The 20,000-nt window shown below is 66.2% G+C and carries 23 protein-coding genes (1 of these 23 running past the window's edge); 20 read left to right on the forward strand and 3 right to left on the reverse strand.

Annotation, left to right across the window (positions count from 1 at the left end; all coding sequences use genetic code 11):
• The first annotated feature begins 415 nt into the window (after nucleotides 1-415).
• The 15 genes from GGQ98_RS15775 (at nucleotide 416) to GGQ98_RS15845 (ending at nucleotide 11,140) form a co-directional block, all read left to right on the forward strand.
• A complete protein-coding gene (locus GGQ98_RS15775; RefSeq protein ID WP_184071243.1) occupies nucleotides 416-877 on the forward strand; it encodes a (2Fe-2S)-binding protein in 462 nt (153 codons plus the stop codon).
• A complete protein-coding gene (locus tag GGQ98_RS15780) occupies nucleotides 874-1,635 on the forward strand; it encodes an FAD binding domain-containing protein (RefSeq protein WP_184071245.1) in 762 nt (253 codons plus the stop codon). Before GGQ98_RS15775 ends, GGQ98_RS15780 begins: the two co-directional genes overlap by 4 nt.
• Nucleotides 1,632-1,952, forward strand: coding sequence for a heavy metal-binding domain-containing protein (locus GGQ98_RS15785; RefSeq protein ID WP_184071247.1), 321 nt, complete (start codon nucleotides 1,632-1,634; stop codon nucleotides 1,950-1,952). The genes GGQ98_RS15780 and GGQ98_RS15785 overlap by 4 nt, the downstream gene beginning before the upstream one ends.
• Nucleotides 1,953-2,021: 69 nt before the next feature.
• The gene (locus tag GGQ98_RS15790; RefSeq protein WP_184071249.1) at nucleotides 2,022-2,765 is read left to right on the forward strand and encodes a YebC/PmpR family DNA-binding transcriptional regulator; all 744 of its coding nucleotides are present in this window, start codon (nucleotides 2,022-2,024) and stop codon (nucleotides 2,763-2,765) included.
• The gene (gene ruvC / locus GGQ98_RS15795; protein WP_184071292.1) at nucleotides 2,762-3,259 is read left to right on the forward strand and encodes a crossover junction endodeoxyribonuclease RuvC; all 498 of its coding nucleotides are present in this window, start codon (nucleotides 2,762-2,764) and stop codon (nucleotides 3,257-3,259) included. The genes GGQ98_RS15790 and ruvC overlap by 4 nt, the downstream gene beginning before the upstream one ends.
• Complete coding sequence (gene ruvA / locus GGQ98_RS15800) at nucleotides 3,256-3,864, forward strand: Holliday junction branch migration protein RuvA (protein ID WP_184071251.1); 609 nt, start codon at nucleotides 3,256-3,258, stop codon at nucleotides 3,862-3,864. The genes ruvC and ruvA overlap by 4 nt, the downstream gene beginning before the upstream one ends.
• A 9-nt stretch (nucleotides 3,865-3,873) precedes the next feature.
• Nucleotides 3,874-4,911 (forward strand): Holliday junction branch migration DNA helicase RuvB, encoded by a 1,038-nt coding sequence (ruvB, locus tag GGQ98_RS15805; RefSeq protein WP_184071253.1) that lies wholly within the window; start codon nucleotides 3,874-3,876, stop codon nucleotides 4,909-4,911.
• A gap of 64 nt (nucleotides 4,912-4,975) precedes the next feature.
• Nucleotides 4,976-5,455 (forward strand): YbgC/FadM family acyl-CoA thioesterase, encoded by a 480-nt coding sequence (locus tag GGQ98_RS15810; protein ID WP_184071255.1) that lies wholly within the window; start codon nucleotides 4,976-4,978, stop codon nucleotides 5,453-5,455.
• A complete protein-coding gene (gene tolQ, locus GGQ98_RS15815; RefSeq protein ID WP_184071257.1) occupies nucleotides 5,445-6,158 on the forward strand; it encodes a protein TolQ in 714 nt (237 codons plus the stop codon). Before GGQ98_RS15810 ends, tolQ begins: the two co-directional genes overlap by 11 nt.
• Nucleotides 6,159-6,161: 3 nt before the next feature.
• The gene (locus GGQ98_RS15820; RefSeq protein WP_184071259.1) at nucleotides 6,162-6,608 is read left to right on the forward strand and encodes an ExbD/TolR family protein; all 447 of its coding nucleotides are present in this window, start codon (nucleotides 6,162-6,164) and stop codon (nucleotides 6,606-6,608) included.
• The gene (locus GGQ98_RS18715) at nucleotides 6,605-7,402 is read left to right on the forward strand and encodes a hypothetical protein (protein WP_184071261.1); all 798 of its coding nucleotides are present in this window, start codon (nucleotides 6,605-6,607) and stop codon (nucleotides 7,400-7,402) included. Before GGQ98_RS15820 ends, GGQ98_RS18715 begins: the two co-directional genes overlap by 4 nt.
• 61 nt (nucleotides 7,403-7,463) lie before the next feature.
• Nucleotides 7,464-8,738, forward strand: coding sequence for a Tol-Pal system beta propeller repeat protein TolB (gene tolB / locus GGQ98_RS15830; RefSeq protein ID WP_424141369.1), 1,275 nt, complete (start codon nucleotides 7,464-7,466; stop codon nucleotides 8,736-8,738).
• Nucleotides 8,739-8,874: 136 nt separating this feature from the next.
• Nucleotides 8,875-9,408: a peptidoglycan-associated lipoprotein Pal gene (pal, locus tag GGQ98_RS15835; protein ID WP_243451946.1), complete on the forward strand. Its 534-nt coding sequence runs from the start codon at nucleotides 8,875-8,877 to the stop codon at nucleotides 9,406-9,408.
• Nucleotides 9,409-9,542: 134 nt separating this feature from the next.
• Complete coding sequence (gene ispG / locus GGQ98_RS15840) at nucleotides 9,543-10,664, forward strand: flavodoxin-dependent (E)-4-hydroxy-3-methylbut-2-enyl-diphosphate synthase (RefSeq protein WP_184071266.1); 1,122 nt, start codon at nucleotides 9,543-9,545, stop codon at nucleotides 10,662-10,664.
• Nucleotides 10,661-11,140 carry a GNAT family N-acetyltransferase gene (locus GGQ98_RS15845; protein WP_184071268.1) on the forward strand — a complete coding sequence of 160 codons (480 nt, stop codon included), beginning with the start codon at nucleotides 10,661-10,663 and terminating at the stop codon, nucleotides 11,138-11,140. The genes ispG and GGQ98_RS15845 overlap by 4 nt, the downstream gene beginning before the upstream one ends.
• 149 nt (nucleotides 11,141-11,289) lie before the next feature.
• Here the strand turns inward: GGQ98_RS15845 and GGQ98_RS15850 are convergent, their stop codons facing one another.
• Nucleotides 11,290-13,167, reverse strand: a complete 1,878-nt coding sequence (locus GGQ98_RS15850; RefSeq protein WP_184071296.1) for a M61 family metallopeptidase — start codon at nucleotides 13,165-13,167, stop codon at nucleotides 11,290-11,292.
• A 94-nt stretch (nucleotides 13,168-13,261) separates the two neighbouring features.
• Nucleotides 13,262-13,795, reverse strand: a complete 534-nt coding sequence (gene ppa, locus GGQ98_RS15855) for an inorganic diphosphatase (protein WP_184071270.1) — start codon at nucleotides 13,793-13,795, stop codon at nucleotides 13,262-13,264.
• 115 nt (nucleotides 13,796-13,910) lie between these two features.
• On the opposite strand from ppa, the gene hisS reads away from it, so the two are divergent.
• From hisS to GGQ98_RS15880, 5 genes are all read left to right on the forward strand, one after another.
• Nucleotides 13,911-15,245 carry a histidine--tRNA ligase gene (gene hisS / locus GGQ98_RS15860; RefSeq protein WP_184071272.1) on the forward strand — a complete coding sequence of 445 codons (1,335 nt, stop codon included), beginning with the start codon at nucleotides 13,911-13,913 and terminating at the stop codon, nucleotides 15,243-15,245.
• Nucleotides 15,242-16,330 carry a peptide chain release factor 1 gene (gene prfA / locus GGQ98_RS15865; protein WP_184071274.1) on the forward strand — a complete coding sequence of 363 codons (1,089 nt, stop codon included), beginning with the start codon at nucleotides 15,242-15,244 and terminating at the stop codon, nucleotides 16,328-16,330. The genes hisS and prfA overlap by 4 nt, the downstream gene beginning before the upstream one ends.
• The gene (gene prmC / locus GGQ98_RS15870) at nucleotides 16,317-17,141 is read left to right on the forward strand and encodes a peptide chain release factor N(5)-glutamine methyltransferase (RefSeq protein WP_184071276.1); all 825 of its coding nucleotides are present in this window, start codon (nucleotides 16,317-16,319) and stop codon (nucleotides 17,139-17,141) included. The genes prfA and prmC overlap by 14 nt, the downstream gene beginning before the upstream one ends.
• Before the next feature lie 260 nt (nucleotides 17,142-17,401).
• Nucleotides 17,402-18,256, forward strand: a complete 855-nt coding sequence (locus tag GGQ98_RS18980) for a DUF4167 domain-containing protein (protein ID WP_424141370.1) — start codon at nucleotides 17,402-17,404, stop codon at nucleotides 18,254-18,256.
• A gap of 118 nt (nucleotides 18,257-18,374) precedes the next feature.
• Entirely contained in the window at nucleotides 18,375-19,730 is a 1,356-nt protein-coding gene (locus GGQ98_RS15880) for an OprO/OprP family phosphate-selective porin (protein ID WP_184071279.1), read from the forward strand.
• On the opposite strand, the gene GGQ98_RS15885 is transcribed toward GGQ98_RS15880, so the two are convergent.
• Nucleotides 19,727-20,000, reverse strand: the 3' portion of a protein-coding gene (locus tag GGQ98_RS15885; protein WP_184071281.1) for a hypothetical protein. It continues 5 nt past the right edge of the window; only the last 274 of its 279 coding nucleotides appear in the window; its start codon lies off the right edge, out of view; it ends in the stop codon at nucleotides 19,727-19,729. The genes GGQ98_RS15880 and GGQ98_RS15885 overlap by 4 nt on opposite strands.

The raw sequence follows: 20,000 nt of genomic DNA on the forward strand, positions 1-20,000 counted from the left end.
TTGTGGCGCTCCCATGGAGTATCTGTCCCATAGCGCATCCTTCCATTGCTGGCTGAATAATGCACCATCAAAGCCTGGGATCAAACACCTAGGGTTTGCGTGGTTCACGCGTCCTGCAACGGGACAGGCCGTGCACCGACTGTCTCGTTTCGAGACGGAAAGCCGACGCCCCAAATTTCTCCGGTTCAGTAAAATCAAAGGGTTGGTGATTTGGCACGCGACTTGCTGTTCTCCAGACAGCCGCCGGAGCCACGGCCCCGGCAAAGGCGGCGACCCAACCTGGCGGTGGTCACAGACCCCGATCGCTTCCAGGCGAAAACCCTGAGTTGAGCGGCGATACCACGGCCCCGGTATCGCCGCTTTTCTCGTTTCAGGCGGCTTGGCGCGGCGCGCGCGGGTGGATAGTATCCGCGCCATGCAGATCAGTCTTACCGTAAACGGCTCCCGCCGCGACCTCGATGTGGAGCCCACGCTGCTTCTCGTCGATATCCTCCGCGATCACCTGCGCCTCACCGGCACGCACATCGGCTGCGACACCAGCCAGTGCGGCGCGTGCAATGTGCTGATGGACGGCAAGGCGGTGAAAAGCTGCACCGTGATCGCAGGGCAGGCCGCCGGCAGCACCGTAACGACGATCGAGGGCCTGGGAGCGGAGGGCGCGCTGCATCCGATGCAGGCCGCGTTCCGCGAGGCGCACGGGCTGCAGTGCGGCTTCTGCACGCCGGGCATGGTGATCGCGGGCATCGCGATCGCGGAGCGGCACGGGCCGGACGTGGACGATGAAACCATCCGCCACGACCTTGAAGGCAATCTGTGCCGCTGCACGGGCTATACCAACATCGTGAAAGCGATCCGCGCCGGGGCGGCGGCGCTGTGACCGCCTATCACCGTCCGCCGAGCCTCGGCGCAGCGGCGGCGCTGACGGCAGATGGCGGCGATGTCGCGTATCTGGCGGGCGGGCATACGCTGATTCCGGCGATCAAATCGCGATTGCGCGCGCCCGATGCGCTCGTCGATCTCGCGCATGTGCCCGGTCTTTCGGGCATATCGCGCGAAGGCGACCGGGTGTGGATCGGTGCCATGACGCGCCACGCCGATGTCGCGGCGGCCGCGCCGATCCCGGCGCTGGCACGGCTTGCGGGCGGAATCGGCGATCCGCAGGTGCGCACGCGCGGCACGCTCGGCGGCAGCGTTGCGAACAACGATCCGGCGGCGGACTATCCGGCGGCGGTGCTGGCGCTGGATGCCCTTGTCGAAACCGATCGCGGCACGCATCCGGCGGACGACTTCTTCCTCGGCATGTTCGCAACGGCGCTGGAAGAGGCGGAGATCATCACGCGGATCGGCTTCCGCGTGCCGCAGGCCGCGGCTTATGCCAAATTCGCGAACCCGGCGTCGCGCTATGCGCTCGTCGGTGTGTTCGTCGCCCGCTTTGCCGAAGGCGCGCGCGTCGCCGTCACCGGCGCCGGGCCGGGCGTGTTTCGCTGGGGCGAGGCCGAAGCGGCGATCGATGCGGGCGGCGCGCTTCCCGATCTGGCGCCGGATGATCTCAATTCCGACATCCATGCCGGCGCCGAATACCGCGCGCATCTCGGCGGCGTGATGCTGCGCCGCGCTCTGGGAGACATGGCATGATCCTTTCGACCACCCCCACGATCGAGGGCCGCCCGGCAACGACGTACCACGGCGTCGTCACCGGAGAGGCGATTCTAGGCGCAAACATCTTCCGCGATCTCTTCGCCGGTATCCGCGACATCGTCGGCGGCCGCGCGGGATCCTATGAAGGTGTCCTGCGCGACGCCCGACGGCAGGCGCTCGATGAACTGGCGGCGGAAGCGCAGAAACTCGGCGCGAATGCCGTCATCGGCATCGACCTCGACTACGAGGTGCTCGGGCAGGGCGGCTCGATGCTCATGGTCTCGGCATCGGGAACCGCTGTGAGTATTTCGTGAACATTGCCAGTTGTGCCCCCGCTCGCGTAAAGACCGGCCACGATTTCCAAACCGGCGCGAACGAGGCACATGGCAGGTCATTCCAAATTCAAGAACATCATGCACCGCAAGGGCGCGCAGGATAAAAAGCGCTCGGCGATGTTTTCCAAGCTCTCCCGCGAGATCACCGTCGCGGCCAAGATGGGCGCGCCCGATCCCGATATGAACCCCCGCCTGCGCGCCGCAGTGATGGCGGCGAAGGCGCAGTCGATGCCCAAGGACAATATCCAGCGCGCGATCGACAAGGCGAGCGGCGGCGATGTCGAGAACTATGAAGAGATCCGCTACGAAGGCTTCGGTCCCGGCGGCGTGTCGCTGATCGTCGAGGCGCTGACCGACAACCGCAACCGCACCGCGACGAACGTGCGCACGATCTTCTCGAAGAACGGCGGCAACCTCGGCGCTTCGGGATCGGTGAGCCACGGTTTCGACCGCATGGGCCTTATCGAATATCCGGTGAAGGCGGGAAGCGCCGACAAGGTGTTCGAAGCGGCGCTGGAAGCGGGCGCGGAGGATGTGCAGTCGAGCGAGGACGGCCACGAGGTCTGGACCGCGCAGGATGCGCTGCACGAAGTGGCGAAAGCGCTCGAAGCCGTGCTGGGCGAGCCGGAAGCCGCGAAGCTCGCCTGGCGGGCACAGACGATGGTCTCGGTCGCGGAAGGCGACGCGGGTTCGCTTCTGAAGCTGATCGACGCGCTCGACGACGACGACGACGTGCAGACCGTTTCCGGGAACTACGAGGTTTCCGACGAGATCATGGAGAAACTGGGCTGATCATCCTCGGCGTCGATCCGGGGCTGAACGCCACCGGCTGGGGGGTGATCCGGGCCGAGGGCAACCGCATCTCGCATCTGGCGCACGGCACGCTGCGTATTCCGGCGGACATGCCGATGGCCGCGCGTCTTTCGGCGCTTTACACCGGGCTTGCGGGCGTCGTCGCGGAAAGCGGCGCGGGCACGGCGGCCGCCGAAGAGGTGTTCGTCAACAAGAACCCGCAATCGACGCTGAAGCTGGGGCAGGCGCGCGGCGCCGTGCTCGCGGCGCTGGCGGGTTCGGGGCTGGAGGTTGCGGAATATGCGACGCGGCTTGTGAAGAAGGCGCTGGTCGGCACGGGCGCGGCGGAGAAGGATCAGGTGCGCGCGATGGTCGAGCGGCTGATGCCCGGCATCAAGATCAAGAGCGCTGATTCGGCGGACGCGCTTGCGGTGGCGATCTGCCATGCGCATCATCTGGCGAGCGCGCGGGCGCTCGGGGGGTACAGGGGATGATCGCCAAGCTGAAGGGCCTGCTCGACACAGTCAACGCAGACGGTGCGGTCATCGATGTGAACGGGGTGGGGTATCTCGTTTCCGCATCGACCAAGACGCTTGCGTCGCTCGGCGGCGCGGGCGCGGCGGTGATGCTGCATATCGAAACGCACGTGCGCGAGGACGCGATCCAACTGTTCGGCTTCACGAGCGAGCGCGAGCGCGACTGGTTCCGGCTGCTGCAGACGGTGCAGGGCGTCGGTGCGAAGGTGGCGCTGGCGATCCTGTCGGTGCTGTCGACGGACGAACTGCACGCCGCGATCGCCAACCGCGACAAGACCATGGTGGGCCGCGCGAGCGGTGTGGGGCCCAAGCTTGCCGAGCGCATCGTCAACGAACTGAAGGACAAGGCGGGCGGCATCGCGGGCGTCACGATCCCGGTGGGCGGCTTTGCGCCGGCCGCACCTGCGGGCGGGCTGGCGTCGGACGCGCTCTCGGCGCTCGCCAACCTCGGCTACAAGCCCGCCGAAGCGAACCGCGTCGTCACCGCCGCCATCGAGGAGGCGGGGGAGGGCGCCGATGTCGGCACCGTGGTGCGGCTGGCGCTCAAGAAGGCGGCGCGGTAGGGTCCGCCGATGGCCACGCAACCCGACGACCAGCGCTTTTTGACCGGCGAACGCCGCAGCGAGGATGTCGATGCCGCGCTTCGCCCCAAACGGCTGGAGGAGTTCGTCGGGCAGGCGGCGGCGCGGGACAATCTGCGCGTGTTCATTTCCGCCGCGAAGCAGCGCGGCGAAGCGATGGACCATGTGCTGTTCTTCGGGCCGCCGGGGCTCGGCAAGACAACGCTGGCGCAGATCATCGCGCGCGAGCTTGGCGTGGGGTTTCGCTCCACGTCGGGGCCGGTGATTGCCAAGGCGGGCGATCTTGCGGCGTTGCTCACCAACCTTGAACCCAACGACGTGCTGTTCATCGATGAAATCCACCGGATGAGTCCGGCGGTGGAGGAAATCCTCTACCCGGCGATGGAGGATCGCGCGCTCGACATCATGATCGGGGAGGGCCCCTCGGCGCGATCGGTGCGCATCGATCTGCCGCCGTTCACGCTCGTCGGCGCGACGACGCGATCGGGGCTTATCACGACCCCGCTTCGGGACCGGTTCGGCATCCCCGTGCGGCTGAATTTCTATACGGTGCCCGAGCTTGAGCAGGTCGTCACGCGCGCGGCCGGGCTGCTCGGCATGGCGCTGTCGCCCGAAGGCGCACGGGAAATCGCGGCGCGCGCGCGCGGAACGCCGCGTATCGCGGGGCGGCTGCTGCGGCGCGTGCGCGACTTCGCGCATGTCGCGGGCGCGGACATCGTCGATCGCATCCTGGCGGATTCGGCGCTGCTGCGGCTGGAGGTCGATGCGCTCGGGCTCGATGCGATGGACCGCCGCTACCTCGGCATGATCGCCGATATCTACAAGGGCGGCCCGGTGGGCATCGAAACGCTGGCGGCCGGGCTTTCGGAGCCGCGCGACACGCTGGAAGAGGTGGTCGAGCCGTTCCTGATCCAGCTCGGGCTCGTCGCGCGAACGGCGCGCGGACGCATGCTGAACGGCCGGGCATGGACGCATCTGGGGCTGAACCCACCGCCGGGCGCTGCCGACATGTTGCCGCTTGAGGACTGAAACCCCGGCGATTCCGGCATTTTCGCCCTTCCCCGCTGAGTCCGCCCCCGTTACAGACCGGTCAATGACGGGTGAAACGACAAACGGCCCGACCTCAGGCGCCTTTGCGAACGGTGTGCACCGCTTCCCTGTGCGCGTCTATTTCGAGGACACCGATCTTTCGGGCGTCGTCTACCATGCCAACTACCTGCGCTTTATGGAGCGCGCGCGATCGGACATGCTGCGCGTGGCGGGCATCGACCAGCGCGGCTTCTGGGATGCGGGCGAAGGCGCCTATGCGGTGACCGACCTCCACATCCGCTATGTGCGCCCGGCGCGGCTCGATGATGTGCTGCATGTCGAAAGCCGCGTGAAAAGCATCGGCGCTGCATCGTGCAAGATCGCGCAGGTCATCGTACGTTCAGGGGAACTCGTCACGGATGCGCTTGTTACAGCAGCACTTGTCGGGCGAGACGGCAGGCCGAAGCGCCAGCCGCCTGAATGGCGCAGGGTTTTCGAAGACTTGGCCGTAAAGGCAGGAAACGGGGAGCCGGATGGAAACTGAGGTTGCGAACATTGCACTTGCCGGGGCGGCGGACATGTCGCCGTGGGCGCTGTTCATGCAGGCGGATATCGTCGTCAAGTCGGTGATGATCGGGCTGCTGTTCGCGTCGATCTGGTCGTGGGCGATCATCATCGAACGCGCGCGGCGGCTGAAGGTGATCGGCAAGCAGACCGAAGCGTTCGAAAACCGCTTCTGGAAGGCGAACAGCTTCGAAGACATTCGCGAGGCGCCGGGCAAGGCGGAGCATCCGGCGACCAAGGTGTTTGCCGCCGCGATGAGCGAATGGCGGCGTTCGACGGCGGGCGGCAAGTACGACCGCGTCGGGCTCCGCACGCGCCTGACCGGGGTGATGGGTGTCGCCATCGCGCGCGAGGTCGATGCGCTTTCAGACCGGCTCAATATCCTGGCCACGATCGGCTCCGTCTCGCCGTTCGTCGGCCTGTTCGGTACGGTGTGGGGCATCATGCGGGCCTTCACCTCGATCGCGGCGACGCAGAACACCAGCCTGGCCGTCGTTGCGCCGGGCATCGCGGAGGCGCTGTTCGCCACCGCGATGGGCCTGTTCGCGGCGATTCCGGCGGTGATCGGCTACAATCGGCTGCTTTTCGGCATCGGGCGCATCGAGGGGCGGCTGCACAACTTCGCCGAAGAGTTCCAGGGCGAACTGTCCCGCGAGCTCGAAACCATGTCACCGAAGGTCTGACGCATGGCCATGGGTCTTTCAACGGGCGGGCGCAGGGGCGGCAAATCGCAGCCGATGAGCGAGATCAACGTGACGCCGCTTGTCGATGTCATGCTCGTGCTGCTGATTATTTTCATGATCGCGGCGCCGCTGCTCGTTTCGGGCGTGCCCGTCGATCTTCCCGACAGCAAGGCCGGCGCGTTGAAGCAGGACAACACGCCGGTGCAGCTTTCGCTGAACGCGGAGGGCGAGCTTTATATCGATGAGCAGCTCGTGCCCGCCGAAGAGCTTGGCGCGAAGCTCGCCGCGATCAGCGAGGCGCGCGCGGGCGAAGCGGAAGCGCCGCGCGTCTACGTGCGCGCCGACCGCCGTCTCGATTTCGGAAACGTGATGCGCGTGATGGGCGAAGTGAACGCCGCAGGCTTCAAGAAGGTCGCGCTTGTGAGCGAGGCCGGCGCTGAGGCCCGGTGACCGAGAACCGTGCGATCCTGATCGCGGGTGCAGCGCACATCGCGCTGTTCGCCGGACTGTCGCTCAGCTGGAGCCTGATGTCGAAGGACATAGCGCCGATCGTGGAGCCGATTCCGGTGGAGTTCGTCGATATTTCCGACGTGCCGACCGTGCAGGAGAAGCCGAAGCCCTCCATCGAGGCCGCGCCGCGCGAAACCGTGGAGGAAACGCAGCCCGAGGTTGTGGAGCCCGATCCCGCGACCGAGCCGACCCCGCCGCCGGTGGAGGTCGCCCCCAGGGAAGCGCCGCCGCCGCCCAAGCCCAAGAGCCCGCCCAAAAAGCCCGATCCGAAGCCCGTGGAAAAGCCGAAGCCGAAGCGCGACCTTTCCAACCTGATCGACAAGTCGCTGCAGGACGCGCCGCGGAAAACCAGGCCCAGCGACTTCGCCAAATCCATCGAACAGGCCATTCCCGAAGGCGCCAGGCTGGATGCGCGCACGATGGCGACGCTGGCGCAGGCGATCCGCGATCGCATCTATCGCTGCTGGGATCCCGGCGCGGGCGGGCCGGACGCGCGCAGCATCAAGACGCTGCTGCGCGTGCGCGTGCAGCGCGACGGCACAATCATCGGGCGGCCAGAAGTGCTGTCGCAGAGCGGCATCGGTGCCGGAAACGCCGCCTATGGCAGGGTGGCGCGCGACGCCGCGATCCGCGCGGTGATGAATCCGGCCTGCTCTCTGGCCGGATTGCCCCCGGAACTTTATGACGGGTGGAAAGATTTCGAGCTCAACTTCGACCCAAGCGAGACGCTCTAAGGATATGCCTGTGAAAAGCCTCATCTCCGCCCTGTCGGCCCTGCTGATCGCGATCGTCGCGATGCCTGCCGCCGCCCAGCTTCGCGTCGATATCAACGCGGGCATCTCCAAACCGATGCCGATCGCCGTGCCGGCGTTCACGACGCCCGCGCTCGCGACCACCGCGGCGGGCGATACCGCCGCGCTCGGGCGGCAGGTGGCGGAGGTCGTCTCGAACGACCTTGCAAGCTCGGGGCTGTTCAAGCCGATCAACCCGTCCGCCTTCACCACGAACGTCGCTTATGCCGACGTGCTCGCGCCGCGCTTCCCGAGCTGGCGCACGGTGGCGGCGCAGGCACTCGTCACCGGTTTCGTGCAGGTGAACGGCGACGGATCGATCACGGTGGGCTGCTATCTTTACGATGTATTCTCCGAGCAGATCCTCGCGCGCGAGGGCTTCTCGACACAGCCCGCGTTCTGGCGCCGCGCCGCGCACAAGTGCGCTGACGCCGTCTATTCGCGGCTGACCGGCGAAAGCGGCTATTTCGACAGTCGTATCGTCTACGTTTCGGAAACCGGCAGCCAGACGAAGCGCATCAAGCGGCTGGCGATCATGGACCAGGACGGCGCCAACCACCGCTTCCTGACGAACGGCCAGAACCTTGTGCTGACGCCGCGTTTCTCGCCGAGCCAGCAGACGATCGCCTACATGTCGTTCGCGCAGAACCGGCCGCGGGTCTATATCTACAACATCGGCACCGGGCAGCAGACGCTGGTCGGCAACCTGCCGAACATGAGCTTCGCGCCGCGCTTCTCGCCCGACGGCCGCTTTCTGGTCTTCTCGATGGCGCAGGGCGGCAACACCGACATCTACCGCATGAGCGTGAGCGGCGGCGCGCCGCAGCGGCTGACGAGCGCGCCGGGCATCGATACCGCGCCGAGCTATTCGCCCGACGGCACCAAGATCGTGTTCGAATCGGATCGCGGCGGCACGCAGCAGGTTTACGTGATGAACGCGGACGGATCGGACCAGCGCCGAATCAGTTTCGGCAGCGGCCGCTATGCGACGCCGGTGTGGTCGCCGCGCGGCGATCTGATCGCGTTCACCCGCATGGGCGGCGGCGGTTTCCGAATCGGCGTGATGCGCGCCGACGGTTCGGGCGAGCGCCTGCTGACCGACAGCTGGGGCGATGAAGGGCCGACATGGTCGCCCAACGGACGGGTCGTGATGTTCTTCCGCGGGCAGCGCGGCGGGCGTGCCGCGCTCTGGTCGGTGGACCTCACCGGGGTCAACGAGCGCCGCGTTCCGACGCCGCTTGATGGTTCGGATCCGGCCTGGTCACCCTTGCTGCCGTAAATTTCCGCGCGTTCAGTGAAGATTCAGGGTTGCTCTCCGACTTCGGATAGGAAAGCGTAATGAATCTTGAGTGTTCGCGTGGCATTGTTCTGATCGCGCAATTGGATTGCTTTCGTTTGAGACAGGGAGACGACTAATGATGAACACTGCTTTGAAGGCCGCAATGGTTGCGGCGCTTGTTGCTACCGCCGCGTGCTCGAAGAAGACTGAAGACCTTCCGCCGCCCCCGCCCCCGGCCGCTCCGGTCGAAACGCCGCAGGCTCCGGCGCCCGCGCCCGTCACCAGCACGGTCGTGCCCGGCAGTGTCGAAGACTTCATGCAGCAGGCGGGCAGCGACCGCGTGTTCTTCGAGCTTGATTCGTACCAGCTCGACAGCGCCTCGCAGGCGACGCTGACGAAGCAGGCCGGCTGGCTCGCCCAGTATGCGAACGTGAAGGTCACGATCGAAGGCCATGCCGACGAGCGCGGCACGCGTGAATACAACCTCGCGCTCGGTGAGCGCCGCGCCAACTCGGTGAAGAACTTCCTCTCCGGGCAGGGCGTCGCCGCCGATCGCATCAGCGTCATCAGCTACGGCAAGGAACGTCCGGCCGTCGAAGGTTCGGACGACAGCGCCTGGGCGCAGAACCGCCGCGCCGTCACGGTGCTGGTCGGCGCCGCCGCCAGCTGAGGCGTTTTTCAGGTATGAGGAGAGGGCCGTCCTTCGGGGCGGCCCTTTTCTTTTGTGGCAGGATCGATGCCGGCAGGCCTTGGGTTCGCCGCGAAGCTCGCGTATATCCGCCCGCGAAAGGTGCTTTCGGAAAAATGTCCCTTCGTCCCTGGCGCGATATCGCGCGGCGCAAATCACGGCAGATCATGGTCGGCAATGTCCCGGTGGGCGGCGATGCGCCGATCACCGTACAGACGATGACGAACACGCCGACCTCCGACGCGAAGGCGACGATCGACCAGATCCGGCGCTGCGAGGAGGCGGGGGCGGACATCATCCGCGTGTCGTGCCCCGATGTCGAATCGACCGCGGCGTTCCGGCAGATCGCGAAGGCGGCGCGCGTGCCGCTCGTCGCCGACATCCACTTTCATTACAAGCGCGCGCTCGAAGCGGCGGACGCGGGCGCGGCATGCCTGCGAATCAACCCCGGCAATATCGGTTCGTCGGAGCGCGTGGCCGAGGTGGTGCGCGCGGCGAAGGCGAACGGCTGCGCGATCCGTATCGGCGTCAACGCGGGCAGCCTCGAGAGGGATCTGCTCGAAAAGTACGGCGAGCCGTGCCCGGAGGCGCTTGTGGAAAGCGCGCTCGATCATATCCGCCTGCTCGAGGAGCATGATTTCCGCGATTACAAGGTGGCGGTGAAGGCCTCCGACGTGTTCCTCGCCGTGACGGCCTATCAGCAGCTTGCCGAGGCGGTGGACTGCCCGCTGCATCTCGGCATCACCGAAGCGGGCGGGCTGATCGGCGGCACGGTGAAATCGTCGATCGGCATCGGCGCGCTGCTCTGGTTCGGGATCGGCGACACGATCCGCGTGTCGCTCTCCGCCGAACCCGAGGAAGAGGTGCGCGTCGGCTTCGAGATTCTGAAGAGCCTTGGCGTGCGGCACCGGGGGGTGCGCGTCGTCTCGTGCCCAAGCTGCGCGCGGCAGGGGTTCGACGTGATTCGCACCGTGCAGGCGCTCGAAGAGCGGCTCCAGCACATCTCGACACCGATGTCGCTCAGCGTGCTCGGCTGCGTGGTGAACGGCCCCGGCGAGGCGCGCGAAACCGATATCGGCATCACCGGCGGCGGGGCGGGCAAGCACATGGTGTATCTGTCGGGCGTGACCGATCACCACGTGCAGGATGCCGGCATGATCGACCATATCGTCAGCCTCGTCGAGGCGAAGGCGGCGGAAATCGAAGCCGGAAACGCTGCGGCGCAGGCCGCCGAATGATCTCGATCCGCGCGGCGGTGCGCGAGGATGCGCCGCTTGTCTTCCGTTTCATCTGCGATCTCGCCGAATATGAAAAGCTGCGCCACGAGGTGAAGGGCGATGCGCAAGGGCTGGCCGAGCGGCTGTTCGGACCGCGTCCCTATGCCGAGGTGCTGATCGCCGAGGACGACGGCGCGCCTTTGGGCTTTGCGCTGTTCTTCCACAATTTCTCGACCTTCGAAGGACGGCCCGGCCTCTACCTCGAAGACCTGTTCGTGACGCCCGAAGCGCGTGGCAAGGGCGTCGGCAAGAGGCTGCTCGCCCGGCTCGCGGCGCTTGCGATCGAACGCGACTGCGCGCGCCTTGAATGGGCGGTGCTCGACTGGAACACCCCCGCGATCGACTTCTACCGCTCGCTCGGCGCGCGGCCGATGGACGAATGGACCGCCAACCGTATCGACGGCGATGCCCTGAAAGCGCTCGCCGCCTCAGGGTAGGCCGTCATTCAACCCTGACGTCGGGCTTTTCTTCCCCCCCCCGCCCCTTCAGGGGAGGGGCCGGGGGTGGGGCCTATCCTCAGATTCTGCGCTGGGCGGAAACGCCCCACCCCAACCCCTCCCCTGAAGGAGAGGGGCTTGGAGTCGCGTCAGGGTAAGGGTTCGAGGACGCGGTCGAGCGGCGCGGGATCGCTGCCGATGCGCTCGAGGTGCGGATAGCGCAGCCCGCCGGTGTAGCCGAGGCGGATGGTGCGGTAGCGCAGGCCCTCTTTTACCAGCAGCTCGATCGGGCTCTTGCCGTCCTTCGCGGCCTTGATCGTCGATTTGAAATCGGCCTCGTTGAACTCGCGGCCGTTCACCGCGATGATCCGCGTCGCGGTCGTCACGCCCTCGCGGAACATCGGCCCGTCCCACACTACGTTGGAGATGGCGCCCGCCGCGCTGATGCTGATGCCGACCGAATGGCTGAGATCGGTGGTGCGGCTGCGCGCGTCGTTGGAGACCTGGTAGGCGTTCGGCGTTTCCTTGAACACGAGCCGGTAGCCGCCCTTCTCGATACCGCCGAGCGGCGGCTTCGCAATCTCGTCGACGCGGGTTTTCAGGAACGCCGCCCAGTCATGCGGCGTGACCGCATCGAGCGCGGCAACGACGTCCTCGAACGTATAGGTGAGCGTGCCCCAATCCCCGTCGCGCATGCCGAAGAAACCGCGGGCGAAATCGTCGAGCGATTTGCTGCCGCCGGTTTTCTCGCGGATCAGCACGTCGGCTTCCATCCAGACGAGCGCGCCTTCGTTGTAATAATCCTCCGAACGCTGCCACGTGCGGAAGGCCTGCGGGCGGCGGGCGTTGGTGATCGGATCATTGGTGGTGTCGATGAGCGGCTTCCACGCGCGCCCCGGCTGCAGCTGATAGAAAGCGGCCTGGTTCGCGAACTCGCCGAGCACGACCTCCTTCGGGATAAGGCCGGAGCGCGCGGCGATCACCGAATCCCAGTAGCTCGTCTGGCCTTCATAGACCCAGAGCAGGCTGTTCTGCATCGGCGTGCGATAATCCGGCGTCCAGAGATCGGCCCCGCGCCGGAACTTGCCGTTCCAGCTGTGCACGAATTCGTGCGGCAGCAGGCCGCGCATCGACGCGGTGTTCGCCCAGTCCGTGAAATAGAGACGGGGCAGCGCGTTTTCAGAGCTGCGGTGATGTTCCAGCCCGATACCGCCGAGTTCGGTGGAAAGCGCAAAGAGGAATTCGTAGCGGTCGTAGTGCCGCGATCCGAACAGCTTCACCGTCTGATCGACCATGCGCCGGTGCGCCGCGATCTGATCGTCGGTGGCGGCAAGATCGCCGGGCCGGTCGGCAAAGACATTGAGCCGAACGTCGTGGCCGAGATCCCACGCCTTGTAATTGCTCCCTGCAAACATCGGGCTGTCGACGAGCGTTTCGAAATCGGTTTCGGCGTAGCGAAGCGTGTTGCCGCTGCGCGCTACGCCGTCGAGCGCGGCCACACCCTGCCAGCCTTCGGGCAGGGTGACGGAGGGGCGCACGCGAATCTGCCGCGTGTAGTGTCCCGCCGGATAGAGCGCGACGGTCTCCCATTGCAGATTCAGCATCTCGGGCGTCACGCTGACGCGGCCCTGGCTGGTTTCGGTGGGCGAGAGGTATTGGAAGCGGATGTCGAGCGCTTTCGTGCCCTGCGGCACATCGACGGTGAAGGCGTAAACATCGCGCGGATCGCGCGTCCACGGCACGGGCTTTCCATTCGCGCTGATCGTGAGCCCGGCGAGCGCCGCGATCGGCCCGCGCGGCGCGTGCTTGCCGGGAAGCCATTCGGGATAGCGCAGCGTCATCCGGCCCGGCGCCGACACGGGGATTTGCTGGCGCACGCCGAGAATGCGACGCGCCGTGTCGGTGGCATCGATGTCGAGCGTCATCACGCCCGGATAGCGGATATCGCGCGCGGGCGTTTCGGCCTGCGGGTTGACCGGGACATGGGCAGCGGGAAGACTGTTTTGCGCGGCGGCGGGCGCCGCCATCAGAATCAGGAACAAGCAGAACGCGCGCACGAAAACAGTCTCCCATCAAGGCAATTGCCGTGAGGAATGACGGAATTGTGTCAGTGGGTAAAGCTCAGGCCGTCGTCCCGGCGCGTTCGATGCCGTCGAGAATCAGCTGCCGCGCGGTGTCGGCATCGCCCCAGCCGCTCAGCTTCGCCCACTTGCCGGGCTCCAGATCCTTGTAGTGCTCGAAGAAGTGTTCGATCTGCTTCAGCACGATCGGCGGCAGATCGGAATGGTTGGTGACGTTGCCGTAATAAGGGAAGGTGGAATCCACCGGCACGGTGAGCAGTTTTTCGTCGCCGCCCTTGTCGTCTTCCATCAGCAGCACGCCGACCGGGCGCACGCGGATCACCGCGCCCGAGATGATCGGCGAGCGCGTGATGACGAGCGCGTCAAGCGGGTCGCCGTCTTCGCCCAGCGTGTGCGGGATGAAGCCGTAGTTCGCGGGATAGCGCATCGGCGTGTGCAGGATGCGATCGACGAAGATCGCGCCGGACTCCTTGTCGAACTCGTACTTCACCGGTTCGCCGCCGATCGGCACTTCGATGATGACGTTGAGTTCGTGGGGCGGGTTCGGTCCGACGGGGATTTTCGATATGTCCATGGCGCGCGGCATCTAGCGGTTCTTCACGCGGAAGGGAACCGCCGAATGTTGCATCGCAGCAGAAATCGCATGAACGGTTTCCACGCAGCCCGAGTCGGGCTAAAGCGCGGCGCTTATGACTAGCAAGATCAGCAGCAAGATTCAGGCCGTTCGCGGCACGCAGGATATGGTCGGCGAAGAGGCCGCGCGCTTCGATCAGGTGATCGAGACGTTCACGCGCGTGCGAAAGCTCTACGGCTTTCGCCCGGTGCAGGTGCCGGTGTTCGAATTCACCGGGGTGTTCGCGCGTTCGCTCGGCGAAACGACGGACGTGGTTTCCAAGGAAATGTACACGTTCGAGGATCGCGGCGGCGAATCGCTGACGCTGCGGCCCGAGTTTACGGCGGGCATCGCACGCGCCTACATCTCGAACGGCTGGCAGCAGCACGCGCCGATGAAGCTCGCGGCGTGGGGGCCTGCGTTTCGCTACGAACGCCCGCAGAAGGGGCGCTTCCGCCAGTTCCACCAGCTCGATGCCGAGGTGCTGGGTTCGGGAGAGCCCGCATCGGACGTCGAGATCATCGCGCTCGCGCAGCATCTGCTCGATGCGCTGGGGCTACAGGGCAAGACCGTGCTCAACCTCAACACGCTCGGCGATCCCGAGACGCGGGCCGCGTGGCAGGCGGCGCTGATCGCGCACTTCGGTGCGCACCGCGATGCGCTGTCGGCGGAAAGCCGGGAGCGGCTGGAAAAGAACCCGCTGCGCATCCTCGACAGCAAGGACGCCGCCGACAAGGCGCTCGTCGCCGATGCGCCGCGGATCGATGCCTTTATGTCCGCCGAAGCGGGCGCGTGGTTCGATGCCGTCCGCAAGGGGCTCGACGCGGCGGGCGTCGCCTATCAGCGCAACGAAGCGCTGGTGCGCGGGCTCGATTATTATCGCCACACGACGTTCGAGTTCATCACCGAGCATCTGGGCGCGCAGGGAACCGTGCTCGGCGGCGGGCGCTATGACGGGCTTATGGAAGCACTCGGCGGGCCGCCGACCCCGTGCGTCGGCTGGGCGGCGGGGATCGAGCGGCTGGCGATGCTGCTTCAGCCTTCCGAGCATGAGGAAGCATCAGTTGCGCTGAACCCGTCACGGGCAGAATTGCTACCTTTGGCTGCTGAGTTGGCTCAGCACCTCAGGAAGGCAAACATTAGTGTGATCGCGCCTTTTAAATTTCGCAATCCTCAAAAAGCATTCGATAAGCTGAGAAAGTCTGGGGTGCCTTATATACTGGATTTGGCGCCACCTTATTCAGAACATAATTTGGCACATGCTAGGCTATTGTATGCGGATGCAAAATTAGATGACGTGAAGTCCATCGCAATGAAAATTGAAGATGCGATGAAGGATTGTTACTTACTTCGGTATGAAGGTGGAAAGCCCCACCATTCCACGGGCTGGGATATAGTTGAACGCATATGAGTAGTGTCCCCACCGCGCGCATCCGCCAGATCGAGGCGCGTTATGCCGAGCTGACCGCGCAGATGTCGGCGGGCGATCTTTCGGCCGAGAAGTTCGTCGCGCTTTCCAAGGAATATGCCGAGCTGAAGCCCGTGGCCGAGGCGGCGGGCGCGGTGCGCGCGATGCGCGACGAGGCCGAGAGCCTTGCCGCGATGGTGAACGGCGGCGAGAGCGACCGCGAGATGGTGGCGCTCGCCGAGGACGAGCTGCAGTCGCTGAAGGATCAGCTGCCCGAGGTCGAGAAGGCGCTCGCGCTGCTGCTGCTGCCGAGGGACATGGCGGACGAACGCTCCGCGATCCTGGAAATCCGCGCGGGCACCGGCGGCGAGGAGGCGGCGCTGTTCGCGGCCGATCTTTACCGCATGTACCAGCGCTATGCCGAAACGCAGGGCTGGCGCGTCGAGACGATGGAAATGTCGTCGGCCGACGCGGGCGGGCTCAAGGAGGTGATCGCGAACGTCACCGGGCAGGGCGTGTTCGCCAAGCTGAAGTTCGAAAGCGGCGTCCACCGCGTGCAGCGCGTGCCCGCGACGGAGGCCTCCGGGCGCATCCACACGTCCGCCGCGACGGTGGCGGTGCTGCCGGAAGCCGAAGAGGTCGACGTGCAGATCGACGAGAAGGATCTTCGGATTGACGTGTTCCGCTCGTCCGGGCCCGGCGGCCAGTCGGTGAACACCACCGACAGCGCCGTGCGCATCACGCACCTGCCCACCGGCCTCGTCGTCAGCCAGCAGGACGAAAAGAGCCAGCACAAGAACAAGGCGAAGGCGCTGAAAGTGCTGCGCGCGCGGCTCTTCGAGCTGGAGCGGGAGAAACTGGCGAACGAACGCGCGGGCGCGCGCAAATCGATGGTCGGCTCGGGCGACCGTTCGGAGCGCATCCGCACGTACAACTACCCGCAGGGGCGCGTGACCGATCACCGCATCAACCTGACGCTGCACCGCCTGCCGGAGATCATGGAAGGCGCGGGGCTCGGTGAACTTGTCGCCGCGCTCATCGGCGAGGATCAGGCCGCACGCCTCGCGAACCTGAATGAAGGCGCTTGATCTCGTAAGGCATGCAGCCGCGCGCATCGGCGGGGAGACGCCCCGGCTCGACGCGGAACTGATCGTCGCGCACGCGATGGGGATCAGCCGGGAAGCACTGCTTCTGGGAAACCTCGAGGCGGCGGCGGACGTCGCGGAGCCATTCATCGCCCGGCGCGCGGCGGGCGAGCCGGTGGCGTATATCCTCGGGCGGCAGGAATTCTGGTCGCTCGATCTGGAGGTCGCGCCGGGCATCCTCATTCCCCGCGCCGATACCGAAACGCTGATTGTTGCCGCGCAGCGACTGTTTCCGGCAGGCAGGCGCCTCGCGATTCTGGATCTGGGGACGGGCTCGGGCGCGCTGGCGCTCGCCGCGCTTTCCGAATGGACGGGCGCCACCGCGCTTGCGACGGATGTTTCCGACACGGCGCTGGCGGTGGCTGCCCGAAACGCCGCGCGGCTTGGATTCGCGCCGCGCTGCCGCTTTTTGAAGGCGGACTGGGCGCAGGGCGTTGAGGGGCGCTTTACTTTAATCCTTTCGAACCCGCCCTATATAGGAGAGCAGGAAGCGCTTGGTGCGGGTGTGCGTGAATACGAGCCGCACGGCGCGCTGTTTGCGGGGCGGGACGGGCTCGACGCCTATCGCCGGATCGTGGCGGCGCTGCCTGCGCTGCTTGAAGCGGAGGGGGCGGCGATCCTGGAGATCGGATGGACGCAGGCGGAAGCGGTTCTGGCGCTCGGACGGACGCACGGGCTTGCCGGCGCTGTGGAACGCGATCTCGCCGATCGCGATCGTGCCATAATTTTCCGTCACGCCGACGCCGCTTTTTGACTTGGAATGCGCGGGCAATGCCGCTAGAGCGGACCGGCATGGGCGAGGACGATGATCCCCTCGCCGGGCACTTACGATAGGCAGAATCGTTTGGCGGTCGCTTCTGGACCCTTGCGTGGATGGCCGCGTACGTCCTGATCAACGACAGTCGGCTCGGCCGGCATTATCGGGGAAAAGAGTATTTCATGAGGAATGGGCAACAGTCCGGTCGGCGTCGTGGGCGCGGCAATCCGCGTCCCCAGCAGGGCGGCGGTCGTGAGATGGGCAACCGAAGCTCGGAGCCGCGGCAGCGCGGCAATGCGCTGCAGCTGCTCGAGAAATACACGAATCTCGCGCGCGAGGCACATCAGCAGGGCGAACGCGTCCAGGCCGAATATTTTCTGCAGTACGCCGATCACTACCACCGCGTCGTTTCCGAAATGCGCGCGCGTCAGGAAGAGCGTCAGACGCAGTATCAGCAGCACGGCGACCGCCCCGATCGGCGCGGCCGCGATTCCGACGAGCGCGATATGCGCGATGAGGATGAGGGCGACGAGGACGACGACGAGGACGACGGCGACGAGGGGGATGCCGGTCCCGTTCAGGACAGCCGCCGCGATCGTCAGCGGTTCGAACCGCGCGAGCGGCCGGATCGTCAGGATCGCGACCGTCAGGAGCGTCCCGAACGTGCAGAGCGTCCGGAACGCCAGGAACGCCAGAGCCAGGATCGCCAAGGCCAGGACCGCCAGGAACGGACAGACCGTCCCGCCGCGCGCCCGGAACGTGCGGAACGTCCGGAACGCGCAGAACGTCCTGAGCGTCAGGAACGTCAGGAGCGTCCGGAACGGGCTCAGCAGTCGCGACCCGCACCGCAGCCGAAGCCCGACGATAGCGAGCGCGAGGATGAAGGCGCGCTCCGTACGCTGGCGCGCAGCGCCCGCCGGGACAGTGCCGACGAGGCCGAGGTCGCAGCGCCCAAGCGGCGCGGCCGTCCTCCCGGGCAGGCGAAACAGGCTGTCGAGGCCGAGGCCCCGGTCGCCAAGGCGCCTGTCGCGGATGCGGCTGACGACGAGAAGCCGCGCCGTCCGCGCGGGAGGCCGCGCAAGGTGCAGCCCGCCGAAACGGTCGACGCCTGAGCGTACTGTTGCGGGCTGAATTTCAGTCCGCAACGCAAGGTTCATATTTCCGTCACGAGAACTTCATGCTAGCGCCCCCGCGCGTGCCGGACGAGCGGACGTGTTGAAGGGGGCAGTGATGACCACGCGCCACGCGGTATTTGTTTCGGCATTCGCGCTGACCTGTCTGCCCGCAGCGGCAATGGCGCAAACGCAATCGGTCACGCTCGAACAGGCGGTCGCGAAACTCGCGGCGCTGCAGGCGCAGCTTGAAGCGGTTCAGGCGGAAGTCGCGGCATTGCGCGCGCAGGGCGTGCAACAGCAAGCGGCGGCTACCCCTCCCTCCACGCCTCCCGCCGCCCCCGCCGATCCGATCAAGGTCAGCTGGAAGGGGGCGCCCGAGGTTTCCTCGAAGGGCTGGAGCTTCAAGCCGCGCGGTCGCCTGCAATTCGACGCGGCGCGCATTTCGCGTCCGGCGGGTGTCGCCGACACCGGTCTTGGTTTCTCGAACGAACTGCGGCGCGCCTATCTCGGCGTGCAGGGCACCATGCCCGGCGGCTTCGGCTATCGCATCGATATCGATTTCGCCCCTTCGTCGCCGGAGTTCCAGGAAGCCTTCATCGATTACACACACGGCCGGACGACGATCACGGCCGGGCAGCACAACGGCTTCCAGGGCCTCGAGGAACTGACGAGCGACGTCAACACGAGCTTCATGGAACGCGCGGCGTTCACCGATGCGTTCGGCTTCGAACGGAGGCTCGGCATTTCGGCGCAGTATCGCGGCGACGTGCTGTTGCTGCAGGGCGGCGTGTTCACCGACAACATCGCCGATCTCTCGGACGATGCGAACAACAGCTACGGCTTCGACGGGCGCATCGTGTTCTCGCCGAAGATGGGCGGCGCAAATCTGCACCTCGGCGCTTCGGCGCATTACCGCGACACGGGCGGCACAGGCGCGGGAACGCGCTATCGCCAGCGTCCGCAGCTTCACCCGACGGATGTGCGCTTCCTGGCGACGCCGGCACTGCAGGTGACCTCCGAGACGAGCTACGGTCTGGAGCTGGCCACGGTCGCAGGGCCGTTTCACGCGGCGGCGGAAGCGCACTGGATGCGCGTTTCCGTTGCGGGGGCTGCCGATCCCACCTTCTTCGGCGGTTATATCGAGGGCGGCTGGTTGCTCACCGGCGAATCGCGCGGCTACAGGGATGGCGCCTTCGATCGCATCAAGCCTGCGAATCCGGTGTCCGACGGCGGCATCGGCGCCTTCGCGCTCAATGTGCGCTACGACTATCTGGATCTCAGCGACGCCGGGATCATCGGCGGGCGCCAGCAGGGGTTTCTCGCCGCGCTGATCTGGAAGCCTACCGACTATGTGCTGTTCGCGCTGAACGGCGGCCGGTTGCTCTTCGACGATGCCGCCCTCGCAGGGACAGGCGGCGACAGGGATTACGGCGCGACTGTCGTCGGGCTCCGCAGCCAGATCGACTTCTAGTCTTCCGGCGAATCGCGCCACACGGGCTCGTGCGCCGCGTTCTCGTCGGCAACGCGCTGATCGTGTCCCGATGCGGCGCTGAAGAACACCAGTCCCATCAGCCCGGCCGCGAGCAGCAGCGACAGAATGATCGCAAGCGAGAGCGCGAGCACGAGATGCAGCGTCAGCGCTACACCCTGCGACGAGAGATACCATAATGCGAGCGGCGTCGCCGCCGCGCCCGTCACGAATGCGGACAGCAGCAACACGCGAAAGCGGCGGACGGGATTT

Origin of the sequence: Sphingosinicella soli (assembly GCF_014199685.1) — a bacterium.
Lineage (GTDB): Bacteria > Pseudomonadota > Alphaproteobacteria > Sphingomonadales > Sphingomonadaceae > Sphingosinicella > Sphingosinicella soli.